General features: G+C 62.5%; 15 protein-coding genes. 3 read left to right on the plus strand and 12 right to left on the minus strand.

Annotation, left to right across the window (positions count from 1 at the left end; all coding sequences use genetic code 11):
* Positions 1 to 89: 89 nt before the first annotated feature.
* Positions 90 to 2,264: a glycoside hydrolase gene (locus JFU04_RS00515; protein WP_201143316.1), complete on the plus strand. Its 2,175-nt coding sequence runs from the start codon at positions 90 to 92 to the stop codon at positions 2,262 to 2,264.
* On the opposite strand, the gene JFU04_RS00520 is transcribed toward JFU04_RS00515, so the two are convergent.
* The 12 genes from JFU04_RS00520 to JFU04_RS00575 all read right to left on the minus strand — a co-directional run bounded on the left by JFU04_RS00520 (position 2,258) and on the right by JFU04_RS00575 (position 14,271).
* Positions 2,258 to 2,887, minus strand: a complete 630-nt coding sequence (locus JFU04_RS00520; RefSeq protein ID WP_106805454.1) for a class I SAM-dependent methyltransferase — start codon at positions 2,885 to 2,887, stop codon at positions 2,258 to 2,260. The two genes, JFU04_RS00515 and JFU04_RS00520, sit on opposite strands and share 7 nt — an antisense overlap.
* Before the next feature lie 108 nt (positions 2,888 to 2,995).
* Entirely contained in the window at positions 2,996 to 3,640 is a 645-nt protein-coding gene (locus tag JFU04_RS00525; protein ID WP_016974994.1) for a methionine ABC transporter permease, read from the minus strand.
* Positions 3,630 to 4,745, minus strand: a complete 1,116-nt coding sequence (locus JFU04_RS00530; RefSeq protein WP_106805453.1) for a methionine ABC transporter ATP-binding protein — start codon at positions 4,743 to 4,745, stop codon at positions 3,630 to 3,632. The genes JFU04_RS00525 and JFU04_RS00530 overlap by 11 nt, the downstream gene beginning before the upstream one ends.
* Positions 4,742 to 5,557, minus strand: coding sequence for a MetQ/NlpA family ABC transporter substrate-binding protein (locus JFU04_RS00535; RefSeq protein WP_065899576.1), 816 nt, complete (start codon positions 5,555 to 5,557; stop codon positions 4,742 to 4,744). Before JFU04_RS00535 ends, JFU04_RS00530 begins: the two co-directional genes overlap by 4 nt.
* 70 nt (positions 5,558 to 5,627) lie before the next feature.
* Positions 5,628 to 6,980 carry an LLM class flavin-dependent oxidoreductase gene (locus JFU04_RS00540; RefSeq protein WP_201143317.1) on the minus strand — a complete coding sequence of 451 codons (1,353 nt, stop codon included), beginning with the start codon at positions 6,978 to 6,980 and terminating at the stop codon, positions 5,628 to 5,630.
* Positions 6,980 to 8,173 (minus strand): SfnB family sulfur acquisition oxidoreductase, encoded by a 1,194-nt coding sequence (locus JFU04_RS00545; RefSeq protein WP_201143318.1) that lies wholly within the window; start codon positions 8,171 to 8,173, stop codon positions 6,980 to 6,982. The genes JFU04_RS00540 and JFU04_RS00545 overlap by 1 nt, the downstream gene beginning before the upstream one ends.
* A 25-nt stretch (positions 8,174 to 8,198) precedes the next feature.
* Positions 8,199 to 9,440 carry an SfnB family sulfur acquisition oxidoreductase gene (locus JFU04_RS00550; RefSeq protein WP_065899579.1) on the minus strand — a complete coding sequence of 414 codons (1,242 nt, stop codon included), beginning with the start codon at positions 9,438 to 9,440 and terminating at the stop codon, positions 8,199 to 8,201.
* Between the two features lie 187 nt (positions 9,441 to 9,627).
* Positions 9,628 to 10,404, minus strand: a complete 777-nt coding sequence (locus tag JFU04_RS00555; RefSeq protein ID WP_065899580.1) for a hypothetical protein — start codon at positions 10,402 to 10,404, stop codon at positions 9,628 to 9,630.
* Positions 10,405 to 10,783: 379 nt separating this feature from the next.
* Complete coding sequence (gene tcyN, locus JFU04_RS00560; RefSeq protein WP_201143319.1) at positions 10,784 to 11,530, minus strand: L-cystine ABC transporter ATP-binding protein TcyN; 747 nt, start codon at positions 11,528 to 11,530, stop codon at positions 10,784 to 10,786.
* A 3-nt stretch (positions 11,531 to 11,533) separates the two neighbouring features.
* Positions 11,534 to 12,199: a cystine ABC transporter permease gene (gene tcyL, locus JFU04_RS00565; RefSeq protein WP_065899582.1), complete on the minus strand. Its 666-nt coding sequence runs from the start codon at positions 12,197 to 12,199 to the stop codon at positions 11,534 to 11,536.
* Entirely contained in the window at positions 12,199 to 12,993 is a 795-nt protein-coding gene (gene tcyJ / locus JFU04_RS00570; protein WP_120447382.1) for a cystine ABC transporter substrate-binding protein, read from the minus strand. Before tcyJ ends, tcyL begins: the two co-directional genes overlap by 1 nt.
* A 282-nt stretch (positions 12,994 to 13,275) precedes the next feature.
* Positions 13,276 to 14,271: a D-cysteine desulfhydrase gene (locus JFU04_RS00575; protein ID WP_065899584.1), complete on the minus strand. Its 996-nt coding sequence runs from the start codon at positions 14,269 to 14,271 to the stop codon at positions 13,276 to 13,278.
* Between the two features lie 166 nt (positions 14,272 to 14,437).
* Between JFU04_RS00575 and epsC the strand changes: the two genes are divergently transcribed.
* A complete protein-coding gene (gene epsC / locus JFU04_RS00580; protein ID WP_201143320.1) occupies positions 14,438 to 15,364 on the plus strand; it encodes a serine O-acetyltransferase EpsC in 927 nt (308 codons plus the stop codon).
* A gap of 416 nt (positions 15,365 to 15,780) precedes the next feature.
* Complete coding sequence (gene betT / locus JFU04_RS00585; protein ID WP_162946137.1) at positions 15,781 to 17,742, plus strand: choline transporter BetT; 1,962 nt, start codon at positions 15,781 to 15,783, stop codon at positions 17,740 to 17,742.
* The last annotated feature ends 107 nt before the right edge of the window (positions 17,743 to 17,849 follow it).

Here is a 17,849-nt window from a genome sequence, read left to right on the forward strand (position 1 = left end):
TATGAAACTTCCCGAATTAGCGTGTACAACTCTTGCACGCCATCGAGTGGTTTACCCTGCCGACTTTCACTTCGTCCGGGCCGAATCCCATGCGCTACTTGCGTTCAATAACGTTGCTCTGCGGTCTCCTGCTCTCGCCGCTGACATTCGCGACCGTTCTGGAAAACGCCCTGTGGCGGGTCGAAATCGAGCCGGCCACTCTAGCCATCCGCGTTACACCGAACGGTCAACCGGGCGTAGAAGCCTCCAGCGGCGTAGCGGCCCGTGCTGTCAGCCAGCTTGAACAGCGCGATCAGCAAGCGAGCTGGCATTGGGACGACGGCGCCTTTCGGGTGAGCGCCAGCCTTGAGCAGCGTGATCTGAAGTTGACCCTTCGCGCGCGGGAGCCGGGCAAGTTGACCATTCTTCAGCAAACCCCCAGTGCCCTGGGCAAAGGGCTGATGTGGCCGTTGGCCGAAGGGCATTACGTGCCGGCCGATGATGCTGTGTGGAAAGCGTTTTTGCTGGAGCAAGGTGATTTCAACACGACCCAGGACCTCAGCCTGCCTCTGTGGGGGTTGGACCACGGGCGGTTCACCTTGAACTGGTTGCTGACCAATCCCTACAACAATCGCCTGCGCTGGCAGGCAGGAATGGCGCTGTCAGTGGCCCATGAATTTACCGCGCTCGACCCGGACGCACCGATGACCCTGCTGCTGCACCTGGGGGAAGCCGATCCCTTGGCCGGCGCCAAGCGCTACCGTCAATGGTTGGTGGAGCAGGGCCGTTTTGAACCCTTGGCGGACAAACTGCGAAACACGCCCGAAGCCGAAAAGCTGCTGGGCGCCAGTCATGTCTACCTGTGGGGCAATGACCTGCTGGGGTCGGAGGATGTGCGTGACTGGCCGCTGCTGGTGAAGGTGCTGCGTGGTCATGAGCTCAAGGGCAGATTGGACAAAGAGGCCGCGCAGGTGCTGGCTCAAACCGGCACGTTGGATCGCTATCAAAAGTCCGTGCTGCTGCGCGGCTTCAACGCGGCGATCAACCAAAAGGCCCGGCAAACCTGGTTGGCCACCGACGAGCCGGACATGCTCAAACTGGCCGAAGGTTATGGCGTCTTGCGCCGTGAATTGGCGATGGCGTTTGCGGGCGCCTTGAGTGACAGCCCCGAGACCTGGGGCAGCACGCTGTCGGCCAAGACCGTCCAGGCGCTGCAAGATGCTGGGCTAAAGCGCCTGCTGCTGACCCTAGGCGAAGGCTGGGAGGGCGGCCTCTGGCACCCGGAAGCGATTCAGGCGGGCGTCAACGCCGGTTACCTGATGGCCCCGTACGACTCCTATGAAACCGCGTTATCCACCACCGAAAATCCGGACTGGACCACCGCCCACCTGGGCAGCAAGGCCTATCGCGACTGTGCCATTGTGCTGAAAGACGGCACGTTCAAGACCGGCTTCCAGCAATCCGGCCATTACACCGACCCGCGCTGCGTACGGCCGCTGCTGGAAGCGCGGGTGAAGGCGGTGCAAGCCAAGGCGGGTTTCAACGCCTGGTTCCTCGATGCCTACGCCACCAGCATGCTGTTTGACAGCTATCGTGATGGCGCGCCAATGACCCAGGCGCAAAATGCCGAAGGCAATGTTGACGCGTCCCGCTGGCTGAATACTGCGCTGAAGCTGCCTGCCGGTTCCGAAGATGGCAACGCTGTCACCGCCCAGGGCATTCTGTTCGCCCACGGTATGCAGACGCCGGTGATCGGTTGGGGCGATCGCCAGATGACCCAGGACAAGCAGTCGCCCTATTACGTCGGCAACTGGTACCCGCCTGAGCAGCCGACGGTGTTCTTCAAGGCGGTCCCGCTGAATGAGCCGTTTCGTACCGTGTATTTCGCGCCGACCATGCGCCTGCCGCTGTACCAGGCGGTGTTCCACGGCTCGGTCATCACCACTCACCATTGGCTGTTCGACAGCCTGAAGCTGACCAATGTGCAGGCTGAGAATGAGTTGACCCAACTGCTGTACAACGTGCCGCCGTTGTATCACCTGAGTGCTTCGACGATTGAGCAGCGGCTGCCGCTGATACAGCGCCAGGATCGGTTTTTCCGGCCGTTGCACCAGCGGCTGGCAACCCAGGCGATGACGGGGTTTCGTTGGCTGACGGCGGACAGGCAAGTGCAGGAAACCACTTTTGCCGATGGCACGCGGTTGGTCGCGGATTTTGCCGCGCGGAGTGTGACAGCGTTAGTCGAGGGGCAGCCGCCCCAGGTCTATCAGGTGGGCTCCTACTGAGGTTTGCGCCACACACTCGCCAGCCACGGTTGCTGCTCCCGAGGCAACCCGGCCGGCCGATAGTAATGCTCCAACTCCACGAACCCTGCCGCCGTCAGCAAGGCCTGCCACGCCTGCAGGTCGTGATAAGACCCATAGCGCGGCCCATTCCAGCCCTCGCGATTTTCACCGCGGGGATTGGAGCTGAACAACACTCCGCCAGGCTTCAGCGCGCCATGCAGCTGTTTGAGCACGCGCGGCAATTCCTGCTTGGGAATATGAAACAGCACCGCATTGGCGAATATCCCGTCGAAGCGCTCGACCGGCAGGTCCAGCTTGAGGAAGTCTTGCTGCAACACCTCACAACCACTGTCCTCGCGCGCCATCTGCGCAAAGCGCTCGGAGCCGTCGAGGCCGACAGCGATGTGACCCAGGCGGGTAAACGTCTGCAAATCCCGGCCCGGCCCGCAGCCGAAATCCAGCACGGTGAACGGCGCCGTACCCTGGATATGCCGCAGCAGCGCGTCGATGTTCTGGCTCACATCGTGGTCGCGGGTGCCTTCGCGGAAAGACTCGGCCACGCTGTTGTAGTGGCCGAGGGTGGTGGACGTGATCTGGTCGAGGTCGTCGGGCTTGAGAGGCATGGTGAGCAATACCGGGCACTGAGAGGGCCCGACTATACCCGAATCGACCGCCCCACCCTGTGGCGAGCGGGCTTGCCCCGCGTGGGGCTGCACACCAGCCCCCAACCCTCAGCGCTTGTTCAGCACCCGCGCCAACCGGTCGCCACCCAACTGAATCACCGCCACCAGAATCACCAGCAGCACGATGACCGTGAGCATGATCTGCGTGTCAAAGCGCTGGTAACCATAGCGGTACGCAATGTCACCCAGGCCACCCGCACCAATCGCGCCCGCCATGGCCGACGAGTTGATCATGGTCACCAGGGTAATGGTGAAACCGCCGACAATCCCCGGCAGCGCCTCCGGCAACAGCACATGCCAGATGATGTGCCAGCGCCGGCAGCCCATGGCCTGCGCCGCTTCGATCAGGCCGTGGTCGACCTCACGCAGGCTCACCTCGGCGATGCGCGCAAAGAACGGCGTAGCGGCGATGGTCAGCGGCACGACCGCTGCCCACACGCCATAGGTGGTGCCGACGATCAGCCGGGTGAACGGGATCAGCGCCACCATCAGGATCAGGAACGGTATCGAGCGGAACAGATTGACGAACGCTCCCAGCACGCGGTTCAGCGCCGGGGCCTGATAGATCCCGCCCTTGTCGCTGGTGACCAGGAACACCGCCAGCGGAATCCCCACCAGCAACGCGATCAACGAAGACACGCCGACCATCAACAGGGTGTCGATGGCGCCTTGTACTAAACGGTCAAACCACATAACCCAGCACCTCCACCTGTTGTGCCCAGTTACCGGCGCGGCTGCGCAGCACGTCGGCGTCGTGCGGTGAACCATTCACCGCCAGCAGCAATTGCCCCAGCGCGTGGCCCTGGATGCGTTCCACCCCGCCCTGCAGCAAGCGCACGCGCCCGCCGAGGGCCGCGAACAAGGCGGCCAGGTCCGGTTCGTCGGTGTCGTTGCCGGTGAACTGCAAGCGCAGCACGACTGCTGCGTCCGCCTGGCCGGGCGTGGGCTGCAGACGGTTTTGCAGCTCTTGCGGCAGCCCGTGTTGCAGCGGCGCCAGCAGGGTCTTGCTGACCTCATGTTGCGGGTTGCCAAACACTTCCCACACCGGGCCTTGCTCGACGATGTGTCCGTACTCGAGCACCACCACGCGGTCGCAGATTTCGCGGATCACCGCCATCTCATGGGTGATCAATACGATGGTCAGGCCCAGGCGCTGGTTGATCTCGCGCAGCAGGCCGAGGATCGACTGAGTGGTCTCCGGATCAAGGGCCGAAGTGGCCTCGTCGCACAGCAGGATCTCGGGGTCGTGCACCAGCGAACGGGCGATGCCCACGCGCTGTTTCTGCCCGCCGGAAAGCTGCGCCGGGTAGGCCTTGTGTTTGTCCTGCAGGCCGACCAGCTCGAGCAGCTCGCGCACCTTCTGCTCACGCTGGGGCTTGGGCACGCCGGCGACCTTGAGGGGCAGTTCGACGTTCTGCCACACGGTCTTGGCCGACATCAGGTTGAAGTGCTGGAAGATCATGCCGATGCGCCGCCGCAGCGCCACCAGGCGGTCTTCATCGAAGTCGCCGATGTCCACCTGATCGATCAGCACCCGCCCGCTGCTCGGTTGCTCCAGGCGATTGATGGTGCGGATCAGTGAGGATTTACCGGCGCCGCTGCGGCCGATGATGCCGAACACTTCACCGCGCTGGATCGCCAGGTCGATGCCTTGCAGGGCATGCACGTTGCCGTCATAGGTCTTGCCCAGGTTGATAAAGCGCACGTGCGCGCGGTTCAGGTCAGGATGCAGTTCTGTCTGCTCGGCGTCCCTGGGCGGCAAGCCCAGGTCGCGCAGTTGAGAGTGGGCGGCGGTCATTTTTTATCTTCCCAGCCCACTTGGTAGAGCTTGCCGAGGGATTTATCCAACGCGGCGCGCACCACCGGCGAGTGCTGGTAGATGTCGACGAACTTGATCACACGCGGGTCGGTTTTGCTCTTCGGCTGGATCACGAACTGGATCACGTATTCCGGGTGGTCGAGGCCGTCGAACAGCAGCGCCGACTCGGCATCGAAGGTCTTGGACAGGCGGATATATGCCGGGTAGCCCTGCACCAGGTCGGCGTCATCATAGGCGCGCACCAGTTGCACGGCCTCGACTTGCAGGATCTTGATCTTCTTCGGGTTGGCGACGATGTCTTCTTCAGTGGCCTTGTAGCCCACGCCCGGCTTGAGCGTGATCAAGCCGGCCTTGGCCAGCAGTTGCAGGCCGCGACCGCTGTTGATCGGGTCGTTGGCAATCGCCACGCTGGCGCCCTGGGGCAGGTCGTTGATGCTTTTGTACTTCTTCGAATACAACCCGACGTTGTTGATGATGCCCGGCGCGTACGGCACCAGGTCAAAGCCGGCGGCGGCCTTGGCGTTTTCCAGGAACGGGATGTGCTGGAAGTAGTTCACGTCGATGTCGCCGGCGGCCAGGCTGACGTTGGGCGCGATCCAGTCGGTGAACTCCACCAGTTCGACTTTGAGGCCTTGCTTGCCGGCTTCGGCCACGGCGGCTTCGAGCGGAATCGCGAAGGCGGCGGTAGTGCCGATTTTCAACGGCGCATCGGCCGCGAACACCGCCGAGCTGAACAAGCCGAAGGCCAGGACCAGTGCTTTGACTGGGTGAGTGAGGAGCGTCTTTTTCATAGTGGTTTTCCAGTCATAAGGTGTCGATGTTAATAACGCGATCAACTGTAGGAGCCGGCTCCTCCAGGGTTCAGTGGCGGTAGGTGGAGCCGGTGTGCTGTTCGGGCAGGCGGGCAGTGCCGTGGAAGACTTTTTCCCGCAGCGTCCCTTGTGCATATTCGGTTTTGTACGACCCGCGCTTCTGCAACTCCGGCACCACCAGGTCGATGAAGTCGACGTAGCTTTCCGGGGTGACGATGCGCGTGAGGTTGAACCCATCCAGGCCGGTTTCGCTGATCCACGACTCCAGCTCGTCGGCCACTTGTTCGGGCGAGCCGACCAGGGTGATATAGCGACCGCCCAAGGCGTGTTGCTCAAGCAATTTGCGTCGGGTCCAGTCGTTGTTTTGCAGATTCTTGGTGGCGGATTGGATCGCGTTGCTCTTCACGTACTGGATCGGTTCGTCGAGTTCGTACTGGGCAAAATCAATCGCGGTGGACGCCGAGAAATGCGCCACGCCCGCCTCCGGGCTGGCGTAGCTCAGGTACTCGGCGTGCTTCTTCCAGGCGAGTTCCTCGGTCGCGCCCACGATCACATTGAGGCCCATGAACACCTTGATGGCGTCCGGGTCGCGCCCGGCCTCGACCGCGCTGGCGCGCACCTTGTCCACCTGGACCTTGGTCGCGGCCTTGTTCTGCCCGCTGATGAACACGCACTCGGCGTGGCGCCCGGCGAACAGCAAGCCACGCTCCGAACTGCCGGCCTGGAACAGCACCGGCGTGCGTTGTGGCGAAGGCTCGCAGAGGTGATAACCCTCCACCTGGTAGAACTCGCCATGGTGCTCGACCTTGTGCACCTTGCCCGGCTGCGCATACACCCGCGCCTGTGGTTCGTTGAGCACCGCGTCGTCTTCCCAACTGCCTTCCCAGAGTTTGTAGAGCACCTCCAGGTACTCATCGGCCTGGTCGTAGCGCCGGTCATGCTCGACCTGCTCGGTAAGGCCCATGGCCTTGGCGGCGCTGTCGAGGTAGCCGGTGACGATGTTCCAGCCGACCCGGCCACGGCTCAGGTGGTCGAGGGTGGACATGCGCCGGGCGAACAGATACGGCGGCTCGTAGGTGAGGTTGGCAGTCAGGCCGAAACCGAGGTTCCGGGTGACCGCCGCCATCGCCGAGACCAGCAGCAGCGGGTCATTCACCGGCAGTTGGATCGACTCCTTGAGCGGCACATCGATGGAGTTCTGGTACACGTCGTACACGCCGACGATGTCGGCGATGAACAAACCGTCGAACAGCCCGCGCTCCAGGGTTTGCGCGAGGTCGGTCCAGTACTCGAGGGTTTTGTATTGGGTCGAGGTGTCCCGTGGATGGGTCCACAGGCCGTGGTTGATATGCCCGATGCAGTTCATGTTGAAGGCATTGAGCAGGATCTTTTTCTTCGCCATCAGATGGTCCCCCGCAGTGGCGGGTTTTCATCGTTGAGGTAGTAGTTGCCGACCGCGTGGTACTTCCAGCGCACCGGATCGTGCAGGGTGTGCACGCGGGCGTTGCGCCAGTGCCGGTCGAGACCATGCTCGGCGAGGGTGGCCTGGCTGCCGGCGAGTTCAAACAGCGTGCTGCCAGCGGCCAGGGAAATCTCGGTGCTCAGGGCGCGCACTTCAGCGACGGCGATGGACGCTGCCGCCACGGTCTCGGCGTTGCTGTCGGCCTGGGCGCGGTCGAGGAATTCGCCGGAGCGCTCCAGCAATGCCTCGGTGGCGTGCAGGCGAATGCTCAGGTGGCCGAAGCTCTTGAGGGTCAGCGGGTCTTCGGTGGCCTTGTCGTTACCGGAGTCGATCCACGGGCGGGTCTTGGTGCGCACAAAGTGCAGCGCGTCCTCGAAGGCAGCGCGGGCGATGCCGGTGTCGATGGCGGCGTGGAGGATCTGCGCCAGCGGGCCGACGGTGGTCGGGCGCTCGAAGGCGCTCTGGAACGGGATCACGTCTTGCGCGGCGACCCAGACGTTATCGAACACCACCGAACCGCTGCCGGTGGTGCGCTGGCCGAAGCCGCTCCAGTCGTCGATCACGCTCAGGCCTTCGCTGTCACGGGGGACAAACGCCAGTTGCTGCACGCCGTGTTCATCCACCACTGAGGTAGGGATGCGCTGGGCGTAGATCGCGCCGGTGGAGTAGAACTTGCGGCCGGTGATGCGAAAGCCGTCGCCGTCGCGGGTGATTTTGGTGACGCGGTCATGGGCGGTCTTGGTGCCCAGTTCCGCCAGGGCATTGCCGAAACGCTGGCCCGCGAGCACTTCGGCGTACAGGCGGCGTTGCTGCGCCGGCGTGCCGTTTACGCGCAGCACTTCCAGGGCATAGAAATGGTTTTGCGGAATCTGGCCCAGCGAGGCGTCGGCCTGGGCGATCAGTGCGATGACCTTGGCCAGCGTGACGTTGGACACACCGGCGCCGCCGTATTCCTTGGGCACGCTGATGCCCCACAGGCCGGAGCGCGAAAACACGTCCAGTTCAGGCAGCGGCAGGCGGCGCTCGCGGTCGCGCTGGGCGCTGTCGCGGCGGAAGTCTTCGGCCAGGTCGCTGGCGACAATAAGGGCTTGTTCGTCGCTGGTGATAACCGCGACGTGATGAGAAAGGGTCATGCGTATTCTCCAGAGGTCTGGTCGGTTAAATCCAGGAGTGACGAGCCGGCAAGGTGCCGTTCAGGCGATAAGCGCCCACCGCGTGATACTTCCAGCGCACCGGGTCGTGCAGCGTATGCACGCGGGCATTGCGCCAGTGACGGTCGAGGTTGAATTCGGCGAGGGTGGCGCGGCTGCCGGCCAGTTCGAAGAGCTTTTCGCTGACCAGCAGCGACACTTCAGTGGTCAGCACCTTGGCTTCGGCGACGGCAATCGACGCACGGGCAGCGGACTGCGCGGTGATCGGCGCGGCACTGACCTGGTCCAGCACCTGGCCGGCCTTGCGCAGCAGCGCTTCGGCGGCGTGCAGTTCGATTTTCAGCTTGCCGATATCGGCGATCACGTACAGGTCATCGCTGGCCCGTTCGACCTTGGCGTCGATCCACGGGCGCGAGCGCTCACGCACGAAGGCAATGGTGTCATCCAGCGCGCCACGGGCGATGCCAGCATCGATGGCGGCCTGGATCAGTTGCGACACGGCGCCCTGGATGGTCGGGGTTTCGCCGAGGCGCCAGTTCTCGACCACCAGCTCGGCGTCCACCGGCACCCGGTCCAGCAGCACGGTGCCGCTGGCGGTGGTGCGTTGGCCAAAGCCGGACCAGTCGTCGACGATGCGCAGCCCCTCGGTTCCACGGCGCACGAACGCCATGACCTGCTTGCCGTCATCGTTGAGCGCCTTCACTGCAACCCAATGCGCAAACAGTGCGCCGGTGGAGTAGAACTTCTGGCCGCTGATCACGTAGCCGTCACCCTCGGCGGTGATGCGGGCCTTGAGTTCCAGGGTGTTCCTGGTGCCGCGCTCCGGGCCGGCGTTGCCGATGCGCCAGCCGTCGAGCACGCTCTGGAACAGCTGTTTTTTCTGGCGTTCGGTGGCGGCGCCCTGCAACACGTGGAGGATGCCGAAATGGTTCTGCGGGATCTGTCCGAGGGCCGGGTCGGCCGCGCTGATGATCGCGAACACGTCGGCCAGGGTGGTGAATGACACCTGTGGGCCGCCGTATTCGCGGGGAATGGAAATACTGCCCAGCCCACTGCGGGTGAACTGCTCGATCTGTGCCCACGGCAACTTGCGTTGCTGGTCGCGCTTGGCGGCTTGCAGGCGCGCAGCCTGGGCCAGCTCATGGGCGGCGTTCAGCGCCTCTGCATCGTTGCGCAGCACGACGGCCGGCAACAACAGAGGGGCTACGTCCAGATCACTCTGGGGGGGTGTTAGAGCCAAGTTAGACATCAGCGCCGCTCCTTGGCTGCACGTAATGCCCTGGCGTTATGCACCGGGGTAATTCTGACCATACCGACCTCGCATTCAATGAAATGACAACAGGAAAATCAGGAATGTCCGGTGGTCCGGTGCATATACCCTAAGCGTGTTAAATATTTAAATAAACTAACTTTTGGGAATATGCATAGAAGGTCTGTCACCCAGGTTCGCAGGGTGAACCGAGGGGGCGTGGCTGATAGCTCTGCGCGGCCCCGCCGGGGCGGGCGGGTACCCAGGCGGCGATCCTCAACGTGCGGGCGGGCGCCCAGCGGGAATTGTTGCCGACGCGGTCCAGAATGCAGTACGTCACCTCCAGCCGGCAGTCGTCGCCGGCTTCGACAATCACCGTCGACGGTACCCAGACCTGCACGGCCAGGCCGACGGCCTTGGCCTGGATGCTTGGCAGGTCCATGCGCACATCGCCCCAGCGCAGGGTGATGGCATCGCCGGTGGTCATGTGCTGGTAGGGTTCGATGGTCAGGGGAATGCCGCGCCGCACCTGGCTGCTGTTGACGCCGTAGCGGCGGATCGTCTCGGGCAGGCCGACGGGGGCGAGGTTGTGGTTTTCGTCGCTGTACAGCTGTGCAGGCTGCCCGCCCGGGCATTGGGTCTTGACGCGCACCTGCGTGGTCGCCGAGCGTGCAGGGCCATGGCCGATCTGCATGACCTGATAGTGCACCTGCGCCGGGCCGTCCTGCACAAAACTTTCCGGTACGCGCAGGCGCGTCGACGTGCCGACCTTGCCGGCCGTGACTCGCCGTGAAGCCGCAAAGCAGTTGTTCCAGAACAGCTCGATCAGGTCGCCTTCATCCATGCCGGGGTACGGCGCGATATCGACCTGCAACTGAGTGGCGGCGAGGGCATTGATGCCATTGCGAAGTGCCTGGGGCAACGTCGGGGCGTTGAGCATGGCCGGGGTGGCGGTGCGCGTCATAAGTAATCTCCTTGATGCAGCCAGCAGCAATCGTTCCGGCCCCTTGGCGCGGGTGCGCACGGGGTCGAAATGAACGATTCAGAAAATAGCCGGGATAGGATCCAATCCTCTGAGTGCTAGATAAGAGGGTTGGCCAAGGGGCGTCAATGGCGGCAAAGGGCTAAACGGCGGGTTGCTGCAGATTCAGAAGGGTCTGACTGTGAGGGGGATTTCAGCGGGTGTGTGGCGGGGCGTTTTACTCGTTGAAACGAGGACTTCGCGTAGGAACGCGCTCAGGTGGGAGCAGGGCTTGCCCGCGATGCAGGCACCTCGGTGTATCCGCCGCACCGCAGTGATGCTATCGCCGGCAAGCCAGCTCGCACACAAGCCCGGGAGGGTGTCAGTGGGCGAGGAATTTGCTCAGGAACTGCTTCGTGCGTTCTTCCCTGGGGTTGGCGAACAACGCCTTGGCTTCGCCTTGTTCCACGATCACCCCTTTGTCGAAGAAGATCACCCGGTTGGCCACGTCACGGGCAAAACTCATCTCGTGGGTGACGATCACCATGGTGCGGTTTTCCTCGGCGAGGCTGCGGATGGTTGCCAGTACTTCGCCAACCAACTCCGGGTCGAGCGCCGAGGTCGGTTCGTCGAACAGGATCACTTCCGGCTCCATGGCCAACGCGCGGGCAATCGCCACGCGCTGTTGCTGGCCACCGGACAGACGCCGAGGGTAGGCGTCTTCCTTGCCCGCCAGGCCAACCCTGGCCAGCAGCTTGCGCCCCAGGGCCTCAGCGGCTTCGCGCGGCATCTTCTTGACCACGGTCGGCCCTTCGATGACGTTTTCCAGCGCGGTGCGATGGGGGAACAGGTTGAAGTTCTGGAACACAAAGCCGACGTGCTGGCGCAGGCGTCGCACCAGGGTTTGCTGCTGGTTGATCGGCTTGCTGCTGTCGATCTCGATGTCCCCGACCTTGATGCGGCCGCTGGTGGGTTGCTCGAGGAAATTCAGGCAGCGCAGGAAGGTGGTCTTGCCGGAACCGCTGGGGCCGATGATGGCGATGACTTCGCCTTCCTTGACCTCAAGGTCGATGCCGTTGAGTACCACCTGACCCTTGAATTGTTTGGTCAGTTTTTCAACCACGATCATGCTTCAGGACTCCAGGTCATGCCGGTTGACCCGGTCTTCCAGACGATTTTGAAAATGCGCCAGGATGCTCGCCAGGATCCAGTAGATCAGGGCTGCAGAGAGATACATGGTGAAGATTTCGAAGGTGCGCGCCGACACCAGTTGCGCCTGGCGAAACAGCTCGGGCACCTGGATGGTGGCCGCCAGCGCGGTGTCCTTGACCAGCGAAATAAAGCTGTTGCCCAAGGGCGGCAAAGCCGTGCGCATCGCCTGCGGCAGGATGGCCCGGCGCAGGGTCTGCGCACGGGTCATGCCGATACTGGCCGCGGCTTCCCACTGGCCACGCTCGATGGAGCTGATGGCCGCGCGCAGGATTTCACAGGCGTAGGCGGCCATGTTCAGCGAGAAGCCGATCAGGGCCGCCGGGATCGGATCCAGCTCGATGCCCACTTGCGGCAAGCCGTAGTAGATCAGGAACAGCTGCACCAGCAAGGGCGTGCCGCGAAAGAACGACACGTAGACGCGGGCAAGCAAGCTCACTGACTTGAAGCGCGACAGGCGCATCAAGGCCAGGCCGAAGCCCAGCAGCAAGCCGAAAAACATCCCGCCAAGGCTAAGAATCACCGTGTAGTACGCGCCCTTGAGTAGAAAAGGCGCGGAGTCCAGCGCGAGTTGGAAACCTGCTTCCATTATTGAGTGACGTCAGCGTTGAAGTACTTCTCGGACAGCTTCTTCAAGGTGCCGTCGGCGCGCAGCTTGTCGAGGGCCTTGTTCACCGCGTCGAGCAGTTCAGGCTCGCCTTTGCGCAGGGCAATACCGGCTTCCTGGCGGGAGAAGGCATCGCCGGCGGTGGCGGTGTCCGGGGCTTTCTTGGCGTATTCCAGAGCGGCCAGGCGGTCGATCAGAATGGCGTCGATGCGGCCGATGCGCAGGTCCTGGAACTTGGTAGGGTCATCGTTGTAAGTCTTGATGATGGCTTTAGGCTGGTTGTCCTTGAGCCATTGCTCGTAGTTGGTGCCCAGGCCCACACCGACTTTCTTGCCGGCCAGGTCGTCGGCGGTCTTGATGCTGTCGACATTCTTCTTCAGCACCAGCGCTTGAATACCGGAGACGGTGTAAGGCTTGGAAAAATCGTATTTCTTCTTGCGCTCTTCAGAGATGGTCACCTGGTTGACCACGGCGTCCAGGCGCTTGGATTCCAGGGCGGCGAGGATACCGTCCCATGGCGTGGCTTGCAGTTTGACCTTCACGCCCAGCTCTTTGGCCAGTGCCTCGGACAGCTCGACTTCGAAACCGCTGAGCTTGCCGCTTTCATCGACAAAGCTGAACGGTGGGTAGGTGCCTTCGAGACCGATCTTGATCTCGCCGGCTTTCTTGATGCTGTTCAACTGCTCGCCGGCCACTGCCTGGCCGAGCAGGCCAGCCCCGAGTGCCAGGCCCAAAGTGCCAACCAACAACGTGCGACGCAATACAGAAATAGTCATGAAGAGCCCCTGTGTTTTTTATGTTGAGCGAAGCAGGTGACGCAGTAGTCGTATCCTGCCTTAAAGCGCGTAGCGCGTCTTCGCCTACGGCGCGATGATAGAGCGGGTTTTTAAGACTTGAAAATAATATAAATCTAAATTGATATTCTATTATCGAATATGCGAGCTATTTAATGTGGGAGCTGGCTTGCCTGCGATGGCGGTGCAAAGGTCAGCACATCGGTAGCTGACAGAGCGCCATCGCAGGCAAGCCAGATCCCACATTTTTTAGTCCGCGTTAATTCAATTGAATACCGAGTTGTAGGCAAACAACGCCGGCGCCCCGCCGGTATGCAGGAAAATGATCGGACCCTCTTCAAAACGCTGACGCCCGATCCCATCCAACAAGCCGGCCATGGCCTTGCCAGTGTAGACCGGGTCCAGCAGCAGGCCTTCCTGGCTGGCGAGCAGCTTGATGGCTGCCAGCGTACCGGCGTTCGGCTCGCCATAACGGGGGCCGAAGTATTCGTCCCAGAGAATCACCTTGAACGCCTCGGGCACCGTTACGCCCAGCAACTCGGCGGTGCGTTCGGCCAGGCCCTGCACTTTCGGAAACTGTGCTTCTTCGGTGCGCGACACGGTGACGCCAACCACCGGCAGGTTCGGCAGCACGTCGCTCAAGGCCAGGGCGAGGCCACTGTGGGTGCCCGCACTGCCGGACGCCAGCACCACGGCGGAAAACTCGATGCCGCTGTCTTCAATTTGTGCGGCCAACTCAAGGCCGGCGCGCACGTAACCCAAGGCGCCGAGGGCGTTCGAGCCGCCGATCGGCACCAGGTACGGCTTCTTGCCGTTGCTGCGCAGACGGTCGGCGAGGGCATTCAGTTGGTCGTCGACATTGTCGAGGTTTTCCACCAATTCGACCTTGGCGTCGAAGAGGTCCAGCAGCAGGCGGTTGCCGTTGCCCAGGTAGTTGGGGTCTTCGGTGCCGGTGGGGTTTTCCAGCAGCGCTACGCAACCCAGGCCGAGCTTGGCGGCGAGGGCGGCGGTCTGGCGCACGTGGTTGGACTGGATCGCGCCGGCGGTCACCAGGGTGTCGGCACCCTGGGCGAGGGCATCGGCCGCCAGGTATTCGAGTTTGCGCAGCTTGTTGCCGCCCATGGCCAGCGGCGTGGTGTCGTCGCGCTTGACGTAGATGTCCCTGCCCAACCAGGCCGACAGCCGCTCGAGTTTTTCCAGGGCAGTGGCACCGCCCAGCAGTTCCAGGCGGTTAAAACGGTCGAGCTGTTGTTTGATCATGGCTACGCACGGTGACTGAATGATTGGCCGACTATAGGCAGGCACTTTTCATCGGGCAACCGCCAATCGCTTATTCCGTGAAGTTCTTAGCATCGCACCATTGGTTCTTAAGGGCGGCCAGGGTGCATACCGTAAAGTGATGGCCATTTCGTCAGGAGTGAAGACCGTGAGTGAGCGTTCCAGTCATTGGCAATTACAGACCATCGTCAGCCAACTGCGCGGCGCCCGGGACCAGTGGCGAACGCGCAATGGCCGCTTGAGCGGCGAGCATGGCGGCCGCGAGTTGCCGTCCCGCGAGGCTGTCGCGCAGATCCTTGAGGCACTGTGCGGTGCGCTGTTCCCCATGCGCCTGGGGCCGGTGGACCTGCGCGAAGAAAGTGAAGATTTCTACGTCGGCCATACCCTCGACGTCGCCCTGAATGCCTTGCTGGCACAGGCGCGCCTGGAGCTGCGCTACGCCGCGCGCCAGGGCGGCCAGGATGACAGCGCGGTCGACGCCCTGGCCATCCGCCTGATCCAGGATTTTGCCCTGGCCTTGCCGTCCCTGCGCAGCCTGCTGGACACCGACGTGCTGGCCGCCTACCACGGCGACCCGGCCGCGCGCAGTGTGGATGAGGTGCTGCTGTGCTATCCGGGAATCCTCGCGGTGATTCACCATCGCCTGGCGCACCATCTGTATCGCGCCGGTTTGCCGCTGCTGGCGCGGATCAGCGCGGAAATCGCCCACTCGGCCACCGGTATCGACATCCACCCGGGTGCGCAGATCGGCCCGAGTTTCTTTATCGACCACGGGACCGGCGTGGTGATTGGCGAAACCGCGATCATCGGCGAGCGGGTGCGTATCTACCAGGCCGTGACGCTGGGCGCCAAGCGCTTCCCGGCGGATGAGGATGGGCAGCTGCAGAAGGGCCATCCGCGCCACCCGATTGTCGAGGATGACGTGGTGATCTACGCCGGGGCAACGATCCTGGGGCGGATCACCATTGGCCAGGGCTCAACGATTGGCGGCAATGTGTGGCTGACCCGCAGCGTGCCGGCGGGAGCGAATATCACCCAGGCGAATCTGCAGCATGATGATGGGGCGCAGAAATAGTCTTGAGCCAAACACCGGGCAACTGTGGGAGCTGGCTTGCCTGCGATGGCGGCGGGTCAGCAGCCGATCTGTTTGCTGACACACCGCCATCGCAGGCAAGCCCGCTCCCACAGTTGGAATGCATTCCGGATCTAAGCGGATTTCTCCCGAAAATCGCTGAACGTTTTACCTCCCGCACCCGTCATACCAGTCCTTGAGCTAGTGTAGGAATTATCTACCACTCAGCCCTGCGATTAGTCCCAGACCGCCTATCCATGTTTAACTTGAATGTTCGTTCAAGTTAAACCGGTGGTTCGCTGCCCGCTCACAACAGGAGGCTTACCTTTGCTGAGTCCGTTTTTTACAGCCACATCTCCCGCCCGAGGGGTGCATCGTTCATGAGTGCATCGTCGACCCCAGCCAGCGGCCTGGTGCGCATGAATGCGCCCGTCTTCTACTTTGCTGCAACCTTCATCTTGCTGTTCGGCATCACTGTCATCGCTATCCCGCAACAGGCCGGCGCCTGGCTGCTGGCCGCGCAAAACTGGGCGGCCAATACGGTCGGCTGGTACTACATGCTGGCGATGACCCTGTATCTGGTCTTCGTGGTGGTCACCGCGCTATCGGGCTACGGCAAGATAAAACTCGGTGCCGACCACGACGAGCCCGAATTCAGTTACCTGTCCTGGGCCGGCATGTTGTTCGCCGCCGGGATCAGCATCACGCTGTTCTTCTTCTGCGTCTCCGAGCCGCTGACGCACCTGGTGCAACCGCCCCAGGGCGCACCGATGAATGCCGACGCCGCGCGCCAGGCCATGCAGATCCTGTTCCTGCACTGGGGCCTGCATGGCTGGGGCGTGTTCGCCTTTGTCGGCATGGCCCTGGCGTACTTCGCCTACCGGCATAACCTGCCGCTGGCGCTGCGTTCGGCGTTGTACCCGCTGATCGGCAAGCGCATCAACGGCCCCATCGGCTATGCGGTGGATGGCTTCGGCATTATCGCCACGGTGTTCGGCCTGGGGGCCGACATGGGTTTTGGTGTGCTGCACCTCAACTCCGGCCTCGACTACCTGTTTGGCATTGCCCATACCCAGTGGATCCAGGTTGGATTGATCACCCTGATGATGGGCGCGGCGATTCTTGTCGCGGTCGCCGGCGTCGACAAGGGCGTGCGAGTGATGTCCGACATCAACATGCTGCTGGCCTGTGCGCTGCTGCTGTTCGTGTTGTTCGCAGGTCCCACCCAGCACCTGCTCAACACGCTGATCCAGAACATCGGCGACTACCTTGGCGCGTTGCCGACCAAGAGTTTTGACGTGTACGCCTATGACAAACCGAGCGACTGGCTCGGCGGCTGGACGGTGTTCTACTGGGCCTGGTGGATCGCGTGGTCGCCGTTTGTCGGCCTGTTTATCGCGCGGATTTCCCGTGGCCGGACCATCCGCGAGTTCGTCTTCGGCGTGCTGCTGATCCCGCTGGGCTTCACCCTGGCGTGGATGTCGATCTTCGGCAACAGCGCCATCGACCAGGTGCTCAATCACGGGCTGACGGCACTCGGTCAGTCGGCCATCGATGACCCGTCGATGAGCCTGTACCTGCTGTTGGAAACCTACCCGTGGAGCAAGACGGTCATCGCGGTCACCGTGTTTATCAGCTTCGTGTTCTTCGTGACCTCGGCCGACTCCGGCACCGTAGTGCTTTCGACCCTGTCGTCCAAGGGCGGCAACGCCGATGAAGACGGGCCGAAATGGCTGCGGGTGTTCTGGGGCGCGATGACGGCGCTGGTCACCAGTGCGCTGCTGTTTGCCGGCAGCATCGACTCGTTGAAATCAGCCGTGGTGCTGACCTCGCTGCCGTTCTCGATGATCTTGCTGCTGATGATGTGGGGGCTGCACAAAGCCTTCTACCTCGAGTCGCAAAAGCAGATCGCGCAGTTGCACTCGTTGGCGCCGATCTCGGCCTCCCGCAAGGGCCGTGGCGGCTGGCGCCAGCGCTTGAGTCAGGCCGTGCATTTCCCGTCACGCGATGAGGTGTACCGCTTCCTCGAATCGACGGTGCGCCCGGCGATCGAAGAAGTGACGGCGGTGTTCGTCGAGAAGGGCCTGAGCGTGGTCACTCAGCCGGACCCGGCCAACGACAGCGTCAGCCTCGAAATCGGGCATGGCGAGGAGCATCCGTTCATCTACCAGGTGCAGATGCGCGGCTACTTCACGCCGTCGTTCGCCCGGGGTGGCATGGGTTCCAAGGAGATCAATAACCGTCGCTATTACCGCGCGGAAGTGCACCTGAGTGAGGGCAGCCAGGACTACGATCTGGTGGGCTACACCAAGGAGCAGATCATCAACGACATCCTCGACCAGTACGAGCGCCACCTGCAGTTCCTGCACCTGGTGCGCTGACCTGTAACTCCTCGCAAAGCCCCGTTCTACGGGGCTTTCTTAAATTTAATTTCATTCGTCAAACCCTCGGTTTGACGCGCAACTGTCATCTGGCCACTGCGTAATTG

It is taken from the genome of Pseudomonas sp. TH21 (genome assembly GCF_016651025.1).
Classification (GTDB): domain Bacteria; phylum Pseudomonadota; class Gammaproteobacteria; order Pseudomonadales; family Pseudomonadaceae; genus Aquipseudomonas; species Aquipseudomonas aylmerensis.

Coding starts and splice junctions, on each gene's coding strand:
- JFU04_RS00515 (WP_201143316.1), top strand. CDS start 90: ATGCGCTACTTGCGTTCAATAACGTTGCTCTGCGGTCTCCTGCTCTCG.
- JFU04_RS00520 (WP_106805454.1), bottom strand. CDS start 2,887: ATGCCTCTCAAGCCCGACGACCTCGACCAGATCACGTCCACCACCCTC.
- JFU04_RS00525 (WP_016974994.1), bottom strand. CDS start 3,640: ATGTGGTTTGACCGTTTAGTACAAGGCGCCATCGACACCCTGTTGATG.
- JFU04_RS00530 (WP_106805453.1), bottom strand. CDS start 4,745: ATGACCGCCGCCCACTCTCAACTGCGCGACCTGGGCTTGCCGCCCAGG.
- JFU04_RS00535 (WP_065899576.1), bottom strand. CDS start 5,557: ATGAAAAAGACGCTCCTCACTCACCCAGTCAAAGCACTGGTCCTGGCC.
- JFU04_RS00540 (WP_201143317.1), bottom strand. CDS start 6,980: ATGGCGAAGAAAAAGATCCTGCTCAATGCCTTCAACATGAACTGCATC.
- JFU04_RS00545 (WP_201143318.1), bottom strand. CDS start 8,173: ATGACCCTTTCTCATCACGTCGCGGTTATCACCAGCGACGAACAAGCC.
- JFU04_RS00550 (WP_065899579.1), bottom strand. CDS start 9,440: ATGTCTAACTTGGCTCTAACACCCCCCCAGAGTGATCTGGACGTAGCC.
- JFU04_RS00555 (WP_065899580.1), bottom strand. CDS start 10,404: ATGACGCGCACCGCCACCCCGGCCATGCTCAACGCCCCGACGTTGCCC.
- tcyN (WP_201143319.1), bottom strand. CDS start 11,530: ATGATCGTGGTTGAAAAACTGACCAAACAATTCAAGGGTCAGGTGGTA.
- tcyL (WP_065899582.1), bottom strand. CDS start 12,199: ATGGAAGCAGGTTTCCAACTCGCGCTGGACTCCGCGCCTTTTCTACTC.
- tcyJ (WP_120447382.1), bottom strand. CDS start 12,993: ATGACTATTTCTGTATTGCGTCGCACGTTGTTGGTTGGCACTTTGGGC.
- JFU04_RS00575 (WP_065899584.1), bottom strand. CDS start 14,271: ATGATCAAACAACAGCTCGACCGTTTTAACCGCCTGGAACTGCTGGGC.
- betT (WP_162946137.1), top strand. CDS start 15,781: ATGAATGCGCCCGTCTTCTACTTTGCTGCAACCTTCATCTTGCTGTTC.